Origin of the sequence: Hephaestia sp. MAHUQ-44, assembly GCF_023806085.1 — a bacterium.
Lineage (GTDB): Bacteria > Pseudomonadota > Alphaproteobacteria > Sphingomonadales > Sphingomonadaceae > Sphingomonas.
In genome coordinates this window covers 74,231-86,277 of the sequence record NZ_JAMSLX010000008.1, presented here as the reverse complement: position 1 = coordinate 86,277, position 12,047 = coordinate 74,231, and the positions used below count along the sequence as shown (strand labels likewise).

11 protein-coding genes are annotated in these 12,047 nt (G+C 67.1%); 4 read left to right on the top strand and 7 right to left on the bottom strand.

Annotation, left to right across the window (positions count from 1 at the left end; all coding sequences use genetic code 11):
- Position 1: 1 nt before the first annotated feature.
- From NFE57_RS10455 to NFE57_RS10440, 4 genes are all read right to left on the bottom strand, one after another.
- Complete coding sequence (locus tag NFE57_RS10455; RefSeq protein ID WP_252135522.1) at positions 2-520, bottom strand: GNAT family N-acetyltransferase; 519 nt, start codon at positions 518-520, stop codon at positions 2-4.
- Between the two features lies 1 nt (position 521).
- Entirely contained in the window at positions 522-944 is a 423-nt protein-coding gene (gene ndk, locus NFE57_RS10450; protein WP_252135521.1) for a nucleoside-diphosphate kinase, read from the bottom strand.
- 75 nt (positions 945-1,019) lie between these two features.
- On the bottom strand, positions 1,020-1,457 hold the full coding sequence (locus NFE57_RS10445; protein WP_252135520.1) for a DNA polymerase III subunit chi: 438 nt from the start codon (positions 1,455-1,457) through the stop codon (positions 1,020-1,022).
- A gap of 81 nt (positions 1,458-1,538) precedes the next feature.
- On the bottom strand, positions 1,539-3,011 hold the full coding sequence (locus tag NFE57_RS10440; protein ID WP_252135519.1) for a leucyl aminopeptidase: 1,473 nt from the start codon (positions 3,009-3,011) through the stop codon (positions 1,539-1,541).
- 163 nt (positions 3,012-3,174) lie between these two features.
- On the opposite strand from NFE57_RS10440, the gene NFE57_RS10435 reads away from it, so the two are divergent.
- From NFE57_RS10435 to rsmA, 4 genes are all read left to right on the top strand, one after another.
- Complete coding sequence (locus NFE57_RS10435) at positions 3,175-5,424, top strand: LPS-assembly protein LptD (protein ID WP_252135518.1); 2,250 nt, start codon at positions 3,175-3,177, stop codon at positions 5,422-5,424.
- A gap of 92 nt (positions 5,425-5,516) precedes the next feature.
- Positions 5,517-6,884: a peptidylprolyl isomerase gene (locus tag NFE57_RS10430; RefSeq protein ID WP_252135608.1), complete on the top strand. Its 1,368-nt coding sequence runs from the start codon at positions 5,517-5,519 to the stop codon at positions 6,882-6,884.
- Between the two features lie 4 nt (positions 6,885-6,888).
- Entirely contained in the window at positions 6,889-7,917 is a 1,029-nt protein-coding gene (pdxA, locus tag NFE57_RS10425) for a 4-hydroxythreonine-4-phosphate dehydrogenase PdxA (protein WP_252135517.1), read from the top strand.
- The gene (gene rsmA, locus NFE57_RS10420; RefSeq protein WP_252135516.1) at positions 7,914-8,732 is read left to right on the top strand and encodes a 16S rRNA (adenine(1518)-N(6)/adenine(1519)-N(6))-dimethyltransferase RsmA; all 819 of its coding nucleotides are present in this window, start codon (positions 7,914-7,916) and stop codon (positions 8,730-8,732) included. The genes pdxA and rsmA overlap by 4 nt, the downstream gene beginning before the upstream one ends.
- Here rsmA and NFE57_RS10415 read toward each other — a convergent pair whose 3' ends face one another.
- The 3 genes from NFE57_RS10415 to guaB are packed head-to-tail and all read right to left on the bottom strand — an operon-like array spanning position 8,733 to position 11,922.
- Positions 8,733-9,287, bottom strand: coding sequence for a tetratricopeptide repeat protein (locus NFE57_RS10415; protein WP_252135515.1), 555 nt, complete (start codon positions 9,285-9,287; stop codon positions 8,733-8,735).
- Positions 9,281-10,468: an RsmB/NOP family class I SAM-dependent RNA methyltransferase gene (locus NFE57_RS10410; protein ID WP_252135514.1), complete on the bottom strand. Its 1,188-nt coding sequence runs from the start codon at positions 10,466-10,468 to the stop codon at positions 9,281-9,283. The genes NFE57_RS10415 and NFE57_RS10410 overlap by 7 nt, the downstream gene beginning before the upstream one ends.
- Positions 10,465-11,922 (bottom strand): IMP dehydrogenase, encoded by a 1,458-nt coding sequence (guaB, locus tag NFE57_RS10405; protein WP_252135513.1) that lies wholly within the window; start codon positions 11,920-11,922, stop codon positions 10,465-10,467. Before guaB ends, NFE57_RS10410 begins: the two co-directional genes overlap by 4 nt.
- Positions 11,923-12,047 lie beyond the last annotated feature (125 nt).

The window sequence follows — 12,047 nt, the reverse complement described above, 5'->3', positions numbered from 1 at the left end:
GCTAAACCTCGCGGGCATAGACCACATCGTCGTGCCAGGTGCTGCCGACGAGGAAGCGGCGCTCACCGGCCAGCACGAAGCCGTGGCGTTCGTAAAAAGCGCGTGCGCGCAAATTCCCGCCATAGACGCCCAGCAGGATTCGGCTTTTGCCGAGGTCGGCGGCATCGTCGAACGCCTGGTTCATCAGCGCCGGCCCCATCCCCGCGCCGTACCAGCGCGAGAGCGTGTAGATCCGCTTGAGTTCGATATCGTCGGGGCCGGTTTCGATCGGCAGATCGGGCGCGGTCAGCAACATATAGCCAAGCGGCGCGCCACCGGGGATCGCCTCGACCAGCGCGACCGCGCCGGCGGGATCGTCGATCCACTCGGCAAAGGCGGCGGGCGTGTTGTGCTTGCCGCAATGCGCGACGATGTCCGCGCCCTCGAGCACGCCGGCAAAGGCGTCGAGGAAGGTGGCGGCGGCGACGAGCGCGAGCGCGGCCGCGTCATCGCGCACCGCCGCCCGCACCCGCCACGCCATATCAGCCGACGATCTCGTCGGGGCTGAAGAAATAGGCGATCTCGATCGCCGCATTCTCATCCGAATCCGATCCATGGACCGAATTGGCCTCGATCGACTCGGCGAGTTCCTTGCGGATCGTACCCGGGGTCGCATCGGCCGGGTTGGTCGCGCCCATCACGTCGCGATTGCGGCGCACCGCATCCTCGCCCTCGAGCACCTGCACCACGACCGGGCCCGAGATCATGAACTCGACCAGATCGTTGAAGAACGGGCGCTCACGGTGAACAGCGTAAAAGCCCTCGGCCTGCTCGCGCGTCATGCGGATACGCTTCGAGGCGACGACGCGCAGGCCGGCTTCCTCGAGCATCTTGGTGACCGCACCGGTCTGGTTGCGGCGCGTGGCATCGGGCTTGATGATCGAAAAGGTGCGATTGGCGGCCATGGCGGTCGCGTACTCCTGCTGGTTGTTCGAAAGTCGCGCCGACCTAGGCGCGGTCGCGCTGCGATGCAACCCGGCTCAGGCGGCCTGCTCCCAACGCCCGCTATCGTCCTGCTTCCAATAACGGCGGTCGATCCCGTCGCGGTCGCCGAGCGATTTCCACGTCAGCCGTGCCTCGCGGATGCGCTCCTCGTCGAACAGGTGGAAGGCGCGATCGAATCCCAGCGCCTCCTCGCGCCACACCCCGTCGGCAAGCAGGATGTTGCGTGCGCCGTTCGCCGCGCCGGGCACCGCGGCAAGCAGAACGGGCTGCACGGTGTCACCATCGCCGCCGGCGCAGGCGTGCGGCAGAAAGCTCTCCGCCTTGTACGTCCAGAGCAGCCGATCGAGCGCAGGCAGTCGCGCATCTTCGGCGACGATCAGCAGACGGCCGCCGTCGGCGACAATCCGCTCGGCGAGCCGCGGCAGCACGCGATCGAGCGGTGTTGCTGTCAAATGGTAGAAATCGACCTGCATGCGGCCCGCCTCAAACCGGCCCTCCAAAAGCTGGAGTTTCGGGGGTTACGGAGAGATGCCAGCTTTTGCTGGCATGACGGCTTATTGCTCGAAATTATCCGCCACGAACCGATCGAGCACACGCACGCCATAGCCGGTGGCGCCCTTGTCATAGGTTGCGCCGGGCTTGTCGGCCCAGACCATGCCGGCGATGTCGAGATGGGCCCAGCGCACGCCTTCATCGACGAAACGCTTGAGGAACTGCGCCGCGGTGATCGATCCCGCGCCGCGCGGGCCGACGTTCTTCATATCGGCGATCTGGCTTTCGAGCAGCTTGTCATATGCATCGGCGAGCGGGAACCGCCACAATTTGTCGCCCGAGGCGAGCCCGGCGGCGAGCAACTGATCGGCCAGGCCGTCGTCATTGGCGAACAATCCGCCATGCTCGTTGCCGAGCGCGATGATCATCGCGCCGGTCAGCGTCGCGAGGTCGACGATCGTCTTGGGCCGATGCGTGCGCTGGACCCAGGTGAGCGCATCGCTCAGCACCAGCCGCCCTTCGGCATCGGTGTTGATGACCTCGATCGTCTGTCCCGACATCGACGTCACGACATCGCCGGGGCGCTGCGCATTGCCGTCGGGCATATTCTCGACGAGCCCGCACACGCCGATCACGTTCGCCTTGGCCTTGCGCAGCGCGAGCGCCTTCATCGTGCCGACGACGGCCCCGGCGCCGCCCATATCCCACTTCATGTCCTCCATCCCGCCGGCGGGCTTGATCGAGATGCCGCCGGTATCGAAGGTCACGCCCTTGCCGACCAGCGCGAGCGCGGGATCGCCCGCCCCGGCCCCGTTCCACTTGAGCGCGAGCAGCCGCGGCGCACGGCGCGATCCCTGGTTGACGCCGAGCAGCGCCCCCATGCCCAGGTCGCGCATCTCCTCCTCGCCGAGCACGGTGAACTCGAGCCCGAGCCCTTCGACCGACTTGGTGACGCGCGCGACGAAGCTTTCGGGATAGAGGATATTGGCCGGCTCGGTGACAAGCTCGCGGGTCAGCGCCAGCCCCTGCGTCAGCGCGTCGCGCGGCGCCCATTCGGCGTCGGTGCCCGCGGGCGCGCCGGCAATCGTCAGCGTCGCCAATGTCGGCTTGGCCTTGTCGGCAAGCTTGGTGCGATAGACGTCATAGCGCCAGCCGCGCTGCGCCGCGCCGGCCGCGAAGCGTGCCACTGCGCGCGGGCTCGCCGCCGCCGGCAAGGCGTTGAAATCGACCGTCAGCGCGGTCGTGCCCGAGGTGAGGTAGCGCGCCGTCAGCGCGCCGCCCGCGCGCTCGTAATCGGCCTCGCCGCTGCCGACCCCGATCAGCGCCACGCGCTGAACGCGCTCGCCCGCCGCGACCACCGCGTCAACGATTCCCCCTGCCTCGCCCTCGAACCGCCCCGCCTTGGCCGCGGCAAGCAGCACGCGCTGCGCCGATGCATCGAACGCACCGAATTTCACCCGCGCGAGGCCGTCTTTTTCGACGGGAAGCACGGTCAATTCGGCATCGGTGGGGGCGGTTGAAAACTGAATCTGCATCATATCCTCGGGAAATAATTCACCTGGGCGAGTCGTGCGCCTGTCCTAATCGAGCCACGGTTGCGTGGCAAAGCGCGCGGCGTCGATTGCGATCCGCGCGCGGCAATGCGATAGGCGATCGCCTTTATGGAACGCATATGGCCCGTTGGGGGAAGAGTTTACCGTGACCCGGCACGCCTTGTTGGCCACTTGCGTCATCGGCGCGGCAGCGCTGATCGGTGGCGGCGCGCACGCGCAGGATCTGCCGCGGCAGGACGCCCCGCCCCCGCCCGCCGAGCAGGCAGCGGATGCCGACTCCGGGCCTGTTGATCCCGATCAGGTCCAGTTTTCCGCAGCCACGCTCGAATATGACATGGATGGCGACGTCGTCACCGCAAGCGGCGATGTGCGCATGGTCCGCCGCGACGATCGGCTCCGCGCCGATCAGGTGGTGTGGAACCGCAAGACCGGGCAGGTCGTCGCGACCGGCAATATCGCGGTCACCAATCCTCAGGGCGACACCGCTTATGGCGATCGCATCGACCTGACCGATTCGCTGCGCGACGGCGTGGTCGAAAACATGCTGATCGTGCTCGAACAGGGGGGGCGGCTCGCCGCGCGGCGCGGCACGCGTGATGCGAACGGTGTCGCGACGCTGGAGGGCGCGGCCTATACGCCGTGCGCGGTGACGAGTTCGACCGGCTGCCCCAAGGAGCCGACCTGGAAGATCAGCGCGGTACGCGTCACCTACCGGCCCGACAAACGCCGCGTCTATTACCAGGGGGCGCGGCTCGATTTCTTCGGACTCGGGGTCCCGCTGCCCGCTTTTTCGCATCCGATCGGCAGCGATGGCGACAGCGGCTTCCTCGCGCCCGACATCCGCTACGATCGAACCAACGGGATCGAGATCGCGGTCCCCTATCATTTCCAGCTCGCGCGCAATCGCGCCGCGACGATCACGCCGCATCTGTTCAGCGATGCGATGCCGATGCTCGAGGCCGAATACCGCGAGATCAATCGGCTCGGTGCCTTCCGGCTTACCGGCTATGGCACTGTCAGCCGCCGCAGCGACGATTTCATCGGCCCCGCGCCACCGGGCAGCAAAGAGGATTTTCGTGGTTATCTCGATGCCGCGGGGCGTTATCAGCTCGATCCGAACTGGAGCGTCAGCGGCTCGATCCGGCTGACCACCGACGACACCTTCCTGCGCCGGTACGATATTTCGCGCGACGATCGGCTGCGCAACACGATCCAGCTCGAACGGATCGATCGCGACAGCTATTTTTCGCTTGCCGGTTGGGCGGTGCAGACGCTGCGCGTCGACGACCAGCAGGGAATGCAGCCGATCGCGTTGCCCGAAATCGATTATCGCCGTCGGGTCGACGGGCTGTTCGGCGGCACGTTGATGTTGCAGGCCAATTCGCTCGCGCTCACGCGGACCGAGGGGCAGGATACCCAGCGTGCTTTCGCCGGCGCGCGCTGGGATCTGCGCAAGCTGACGCGCTGGGGCCAGGAAGTGACCTTCACCGCTTATGCGCGCGGCGATCTCTACAACACCAGTGATACGCTGGCGACGACGGTGGCGGCCTATCGCGGCGAATCCGGCTTCAACACGCAGGCGATCGGCGCGGTGGCGGTGGACGTCAAATGGCCGCTGGTCGGCGAATTTCTTGGCGGCACGCAGCGGCTGACGCCACGGGTTCAGGTCGTCGCCGCGCCGCATATCGCCAATCTCGACCTGCCCAATGAAGATGCGCGCGCGGTCGATCTCGAGGATTCGAACCTGTTCGCGCTCAATCGCTTCGCGGGCTACGATCGGTTCGAGGATTCGACGCGCTTCACCTATGGCCTGGATTATACGCTGAGCCTGCCGGGCATCTCGATCGACACCAATATCGGCCAGAGCTACCGCCTGACCTCGCGCCCGAGCCTGTTTCCCGACGGCACGGGGCTGAACGACCGCTTTTCGGATTATGTCGGCCGCACCGAAATTCGCTATCGTGAATTCGTGTCGCTGGTCCATCGGTTCCGGATCGACAAGGACAATTTCGCCTTCCGCCGCAACGAGATCGACGCCACGATCGGTTCGCGGCGCACCTATGTGATGCTCGGCTATCTCCGGCTCAACCGCAACATCACCGAAGAACTGGAGGATTTGCGGGATCGGGAGGAAGCACGGGTCGGCGCGCGGGTGCAGGTCTCGCAATTCTGGTCGGTGTTCGGCTCGGCGATCGTCGATTTGACCGGGCCGAAGGAAGACCCGCTGTCGGCGGTCGACGGCTTCGAGCCGGTCCGTCACCGGCTCGGCGTCGCGTATGAAGACGATTGCCTCAAGCTCGGCGTCACCTGGCGGCGCGACTATGAAGATACCGGCGACGCACGGCGTGGGAACACCTTCTTGCTGACGTTGCGATTGAAGAACCTGGGGGGTTGAAGAACCGGGGCTGCTAAGCCAAGGTTCAGCAAAATGGGCATAGGTGAGCCCGCCGACGCGCGGCCGCGACGAATGAGGTTTAAAACATCGTGATGATTTCGTGGACGAAAGCGGCGGGTTTTGGCCGCTGGTTGGGGGTTGCCGCCGGGTTGGCGCTGGCCACCGCGCTGGTGGCGCAGACTGCCGATCAACAACCGAACGATGCGCCGAATTCGGCCGCCAACCTGAACATTCCCGCCGACGCGCAGATCCTCGGCAAGGCCGATCCCAACGTCCGCAAGCCGACCGCGATCGTCAACGATGCGGTCCTCACCGGCACCGACGTCGATCAGCGGGTCGCGCTCATCAAGGCGGCCAACAACATTCCCGATCTTCCCCCGGCCGATCTCGAGCGGCTGCGCCTCCAGATTCTGGCGCAGTTGATCGACGAGACGCTGGAAATCCAGGAAGCTAAGGCCAACAAGATCACCGTCACCCCGGCCGAGGTGAACCAGGGGTTCGCGCGCGTCTCGCGGAACTTCGAAAAGACCCCTGACGAGATGCGGGCCTATCTGCGTTCGATCGGCTCGTCGGATCGCTCGCTTCGGCTCCAGATCGAGGCCGAACTCGCCTGGCAGCGCTATCTCGGCCAGCAGGTCGAACCCTTCGTCAATGTCGGCGAAGAGGAGGTGCAGGGCATTCTCGATCGGTTGAAGGCGCAGGAGGGCCAGCCCGAATACCACCTCAAGGAAATCTTCCTGGGTGCGACCCCCGATCGGCTTGATCAGGTTGCACACAATGCGCAAGGTCTGATGGACGAAATCAAAAAGGGGCAACATCCCTTTGAATATTTTGCGCAATATTCCGAAGCGTCAACCAAGGCGGTCGGCGGCGATCTTGGCTGGATTCAGGCGAACACGCTGCCCGCGCCGCTTGCCGAGGCCGCGCAGCAGATGCAGGTCGGCCAGGTCGCCGGGCCGATCCCGAATTCGGGCGGTTTTTCGATCCTGTATCTGGTCGACGAACGCAAGGTGTTGACCGCCGATCCGCGCGACGCCCGGCTCAGCCTGCGCCAGTTGACGATCGAGTTCGCGCCGGGAACGACGCAGGATCAGGCCAGCGCGCGCGCCAGCAAGTTCGCGCAGGCGACGCAGGCGATCAAGGGATGCGGCGATGCCACCGCGGTCGCCAGGGAAATCGGCGCGACGCTGGTCGATAACGATCAGGTCCGCGTGCGCGATCTGCCGCCGCAATTGCAACAGCTCGTGCTCAATATGAGCATCGGCGAGGCGACCCCGCCGTTCGGGTCGCCGTCGGAAGGCGTGCGGGCGCTTGTCCTGTGCGGGCGTGACACGCCCCAGTCGGGCCAGTTGCCTGATCCGTCACAGGTCCAGAGCCAGATCGAACAGCAGCGCGTCAACCTGCGCGCGCAGCAGATGCTGCGCGACCTGCGGCGCGACGCGATCGTCGAATATCGATGAAGCGATGGCTCCCATCGCGTCGGAGACGATGAAGCCGCTCGCCATCGCGCTGGGCGATCCCGCCGGGATCGGGCCCGAAATCGTCGCCAAGGCGTGGGCGGAACGCAAGCGGCACGGCCTCGCGCCGTTCTTCGCGGTCGGCGATCCACGGTCGGTCGCGGCGGTGTGGGATGGCCCCGTCACGACCGTGCTCGAGCCCGCGCAGGCCGCCGCCGCGTTCGCGGATGGGCTCCCCGTGCTCGCGATCGAACGCTCCGGCGCCATCGAGCCCGGCCAGCCCGACCGACTCGGCGCGCAGACCGCGTTGCGGTCGCTCGAACTCGCCACCGGGCTCGCGCAGACCGGCGCGGCGGGCGGGCTCGTTACCGGGCCCGTTTCCAAGGCCCAGCTCTACGACATCGGTTTCACCCATCCCGGCCAGACCGAATTCGTCGCCGAGCGGTGCGGGATTGCGGGCGAGAATGCGGTGATGCTGCTCGCGGGGCCCAGTCTGCGCGTGGTGCCCATCACAACGCATGTTCCGCTCGCGATGGTATCCGAGTTGCTCTCGATCGACTTGCTCGTTGCCAAGGCGCGGGCGACCGCGCGCGGGCTGTGCCGCAATTTCGGGCTCGAATCGCCCCGGCTCGCCTTTGCCGGGTTCAACCCCCATGCCGGTGAGCAAGGCGCGCTGGGTCGGGAGGAAATCGACATCATCGCGCCCGCGATCCAGATCTTGCGCGATGAGGGCATCCTCGCCTCGGGCCCCTTTGCCGCCGACACGATGTTCCACCCCCGCGCCCGCGCGACATACGACGTCGCAATGTGCTGCTACCACGATCAGGCCCTGATCCCGATCAAGACGCTCCATTTCGACGAGGGCGTCAACATGACGCTCGGGCTGCCGATCGTGCGGACCTCGCCCGATCACGGCACCGCCTTTGCGATCGCGGGCGAGAACCGGGCCGAGCCGGGCGCGATGATCGCGGCGATCCAGCTTGCCGCGAACGCGGTCGAACACCGCCGACTCGCACTCGCCTGCCCGGCCGCGTGACGGCGCTCCCGCCGCTCAGAGAGGTCATTGCCCGACACGGGTTGAGCGCCAGCAAGGCGCTTGGCCAGAACTTCCTGTTCGATTCGCAATTGCTCGGTCGGATCGCCGCGATTCCGGGCGACCTTTCGGATGCCGAGGTGTTCGAGGTCGGTCCCGGCCCCGGCGGGCTGACGCGGGCATTGCTCGCGGCGGGCGCGCGGGTGACGGCGGTCGAGCGCGATCGCCGCTGCATCCCCGCGCTTGAGGAACTCGCGGCGCATTATCCGGGCCGGTTGCGCGTGATCGAGGGCGATGCGCTCGAGATCGATACCCCCTCGCTGTTCGCGGGCAAACCGCACATTGTCGCCAATCTGCCGTACAATGTCGGCACCGCGTTGTTGGTCCGCTGGCTGTCGGCTGACTGGCTTCCGTGGTGGCAGAGCCTGACGCTGATGTTCCAGCGCGAAGTCGCCAACCGGATCGTCGCCGCGGCGGGTGACGATGCTTATGGCCGGCTCGCCGTGCTGGCGCAGTGGCGCGCCGACGCGCGGCTCGCGATGACGGTCCATCGCTCGGCCTTCACCCCGCCGCCCAAGGTGATGTCCGCAGTGGTCCATCTGACCGCCACCGAGGCACCTTCGGGGGTGCGGTTCGCGATCCTCGAACGCATTACCGCGGCGGCGTTCGGCCAGCGGCGCAAGATGCTGCGGCAGAGCCTCAAGGGCGTCCCCGGCGCGCTGGCAGCGCTCGACACGCTCGGGATCGATCCGACGCGCCGCGCCGAGACGGTGCGCGTCGACGAGTTCATCATCCTCGCGCGCGCGCTGTCGGCCTGACTATTCGGCCGAGGTGGCGGCCTGCGCCTCATTCTCGGTCTTGGATGCCAGCGCGGTGGCCGGCGGACCCTTGGCAATCGCGGCGGTGAGCGCCGCTGCTTCGGGGCAGACCGCCCTGGCGCACAGCCGGCGGATCTTGACGAGATCGGCCTTGGCCTGATCGATCGCGCCGCGCGCGACCAATGCCTCGCCCTCACCGCGTAACGCGGTGATGTCGTTGGGATCGAGATTGAGTGCTTCGCGATAGAGCCGGATTGCCTTGCCCGGCATCCCGCGCTTGTGGGTCACGTCCCCCAGCGCCACGAACGCCGCGCGGTTGCGCGGATCGACCACGAGCGCGGTTTCGAGCGTATCTGCTGCCCCTTCGAGGTCGCCGGTCTTCGCCGCTGCTTCACCCTGCGCGAGCAGCGCCATCGAACGCGGATCGATCTGGTCGTCGCGCTTCTGCCCGTGCAGCGCGGTCGATACGGTGACCAGCGTCAGCGCCGCAGCGATGGCAACCGAGGTGAAACGCATGACATTCTCCAGCATTCGCGTGCGGTTGAGCGCTAGCATGGGCGCATCAGCCTTGCGACAAAAAAGCCGTCGGTGCCGTCGTGCGCGGGGGTCAGCCGCCAGCCGGCGGCGCGCGCCGCACCCGCAGGCAGGTGCAGCGGTTCGGGTGTCCAACCGGGATGACGGGCAAGGAATGCCGCGATTTGCCCGGCGCCTTCTTCATCGAGCAGCGAGCACACGACATAGACCAACGCACCGCCCGGCTTGACCAACGCACACGCCACATCGAGCAGATGCGCCTGCAGCGTCGTCAGCCGGGCGAGCCGATCGGGCGTGAGCCGCCAGCGCGCCTCGGGGTTGCGGCGCCAGGTGCCGGTGCCCGAACAGGGCGCGTCGATCAGGACGATATCGGCGCGTTGTGCATCCTCGGCCAGCGCTTCGGCTTCGCGCCCGGGGTTGAGCAGCCGCGTCTCAATGATCGTCACCCCGGCGCGGGCAGCGCGCGGTGCGAGTCGTGACAGCCGGGCACGATCGGTATCGCAGGCGAGGATATCGCCCTGGTTGTCCATCGTCGCGGCCAGCGCCAGCGTCTTGCCGCCCGCCCCCGCGCACAGATCGACCACGCGCATCCCCGGTGCGGCCGCGGCCGCCATCGTGACGATCTGGCTGCCCTCGTCCTGCACCTCGATCGCGCCGCGCCGCCATGCCGCGAGTTGTTCGACGGCGGTGCCGCTCGGCAGGCGCAGGCCATCGGGCGCATGGGGCAAGCGTGCGGCCCCCTCGATCTCGGCGGCGATCGCGGCGGGATCGGCAATCGATCGGTTGACGCGGATATCGAGCGGCGCGCGCTCAAGCAGCGCCGGCAGCGTATCGGCCGCCATCCCCGATCGTTCGAGACGCTTGACGAGCCACGCGGGTGCCACGCCCGCAGCGGCACCGGGCTCGGCCGGGTCGATCGGCGGCGGGGCGTGCGGTGATCCGTCGATCATCGCCGCGACCGCCGGATCGTGCCGCGCCAGCGCGACGATCGCCTGCCGGCCATTGTCGGGCCGCTCGCCAAGCAATCGGATCGCGGCATAAACCAGTTCGCGCACCGCACGGCGATCCTTGCTGCCCGCATAACGCCGCTCAGCGAAATAGCGTGCGATCAGCGTATCCGCCGCCGGTCCCTGGTCGCGCGCGGCGGCAGCGATCGCATCGAGCAATTCGATCGCCGCCTTGACGCGCCCACCGGGCGTCATCGGTTGGGGTAGTTCGGCGCTTCGCGCGTGATCGTGACGTCATGGACGTGGCTTTCGCGCAGGCCCGCACCGGTAATCTGCACGAATTGCGCGCGCCGCTGAAGCTCGGGGATCGTCGCCGCGCCGGTATAGCCCATCGCGGCCTTCACGCCGCCGACGAGCTGGTGGATGACATCCTTCGCCGGCCCCTTGAACGCGACCTGGCCTTCGATGCCTTCGGGCACCAGCTTGAGCTGGTCCTTGATGTCGCCCTGAAAATAGCGATCGGCCGATCCGCGCCCCATCGCGCCGACCGATCCCATGCCGCGGTAGCTCTTATAGGCGCGGCCCTGATACAGGAACGTGTTGCCCGGTGCTTCTTCGGTGCCGGCGAGCAGCGAACCGATCATGCAGGTCGAGGCGCCAGCGGCCAGTGCCTTGGCGATATCGCCCGAGGTGCGGATGCCGCCGTCGGCGATCACCGGCACGTTCGATTTCGCCGCCTCCTCGGCGCAATCCATCACCGCGGTAAGCTGCGGCACGCCCACCCCGGCGACGATCCGCGTGGTGCAGATCGAGCCCGGCCCGATCCCGACCTTGATCCCGTCGGCACCGGCATCGATCAGCGCGCGCGTCGCCTCGGCGGTGGCGACATTGCCCGCGATCACCTGCACCGCGTTGGAGAGCTTCTTGACCCGCTCGACCGCGGCGGCAACCTCACGATTATGCCCGTGCGCGGTATCGATCACGATCAGGTCGACCTCGGCATCGACCAGCGCCTCGGTCCGCTCGAAGCCCTTGTCGCCCACCGTCGTCGCCGCTGCCACGCGCAGCCGGCCCGCGCCGTCCTTGGTGGCATCGGGATAGGTCACCGATTTCTCGATATCCTTGACGGTGATCAGCCCGACGCAGCGATAGGCATCGTCGACGACCAGCAGCTTCTCGATCCGCCGCTGGTGGAGCAGCCGGCGCGCTTCGCTCTGGCCGACGCCGGTACGCACCGTCGCCAGATCCTCGTGCGTCATCAGTTCGGAAACCCGCTGGCGCGGATTCTCGGCAAAGCGCACGTCGCGGTGCGTCAGGATACCGACCAGCGTGCCGTCCTTCTCGGTCACCGGAATGCCGCTGATGCGATTGTCGGTCATCAACGCCTGCGCCTCGGCAAGCGTCGCATCGGGCGCGATCGTGATGGGGTTGACCACCATGCCGCTTTCGTAGCGCTTGACCTGCCGCACGGCGTCGCATTGTTCCTCCACCGTCAGGTTGCGGTGAAGCACGCCGATGCCGCCAAGCTGCGCCATCACGATCGCCATGTCGGCTTCGGTGACGGTATCCATCGCCGACGACAGGATCGGGATGTTGAGCGCGATCTCGCGGCTGAGGCGTGATCGGGTGTCGGCCTGGCTCGGCAGCACGCTCGATTCCGCCGGTTGCAGCAGAACATCGTCGAAGGTGAGGCCGAGTCTGATTTCCATGGAGTGCCGGATCCTGCGCGGGGGATGTGTGGCGGCCCATGTAACCAACACCACGCTTCTCCGCTAGGGGGCCATATCGGGCGCCGCCATCGCGTCACGTCCGGTTTATGATGAGGCTTGCCCCC

Excerpts from the sequence above, each read along its gene's own strand:
- NFE57_RS10455 (WP_252135522.1), bottom strand. The coding sequence starts at position 520 with ATGGCGTGGCGGGTGCGGGCGGCGGTGCGCGATGACGCGGCCGCGCTC.
- ndk (WP_252135521.1), bottom strand. The coding sequence starts at position 944 with ATGGCCGCCAATCGCACCTTTTCGATCATCAAGCCCGATGCCACGCGC.
- NFE57_RS10445 (WP_252135520.1), bottom strand. The coding sequence starts at position 1,457 with ATGCAGGTCGATTTCTACCATTTGACAGCAACACCGCTCGATCGCGTG.
- NFE57_RS10440 (WP_252135519.1), bottom strand. The coding sequence starts at position 3,011 with ATGCAGATTCAGTTTTCAACCGCCCCCACCGATGCCGAATTGACCGTG.
- NFE57_RS10430 (WP_252135608.1), top strand. The coding sequence starts at position 5,517 with ATGATTTCGTGGACGAAAGCGGCGGGTTTTGGCCGCTGGTTGGGGGTT.
- pdxA (WP_252135517.1), top strand. The coding sequence starts at position 6,889 with ATGGCTCCCATCGCGTCGGAGACGATGAAGCCGCTCGCCATCGCGCTG.
- NFE57_RS10415 (WP_252135515.1), bottom strand. The coding sequence starts at position 9,287 with ATGCTAGCGCTCAACCGCACGCGAATGCTGGAGAATGTCATGCGTTTC.
- NFE57_RS10410 (WP_252135514.1), bottom strand. The coding sequence starts at position 10,468 with ATGACGCCCGGTGGGCGCGTCAAGGCGGCGATCGAATTGCTCGATGCG.
- guaB (WP_252135513.1), bottom strand. The coding sequence starts at position 11,922 with ATGGAAATCAGACTCGGCCTCACCTTCGACGATGTTCTGCTGCAACCG.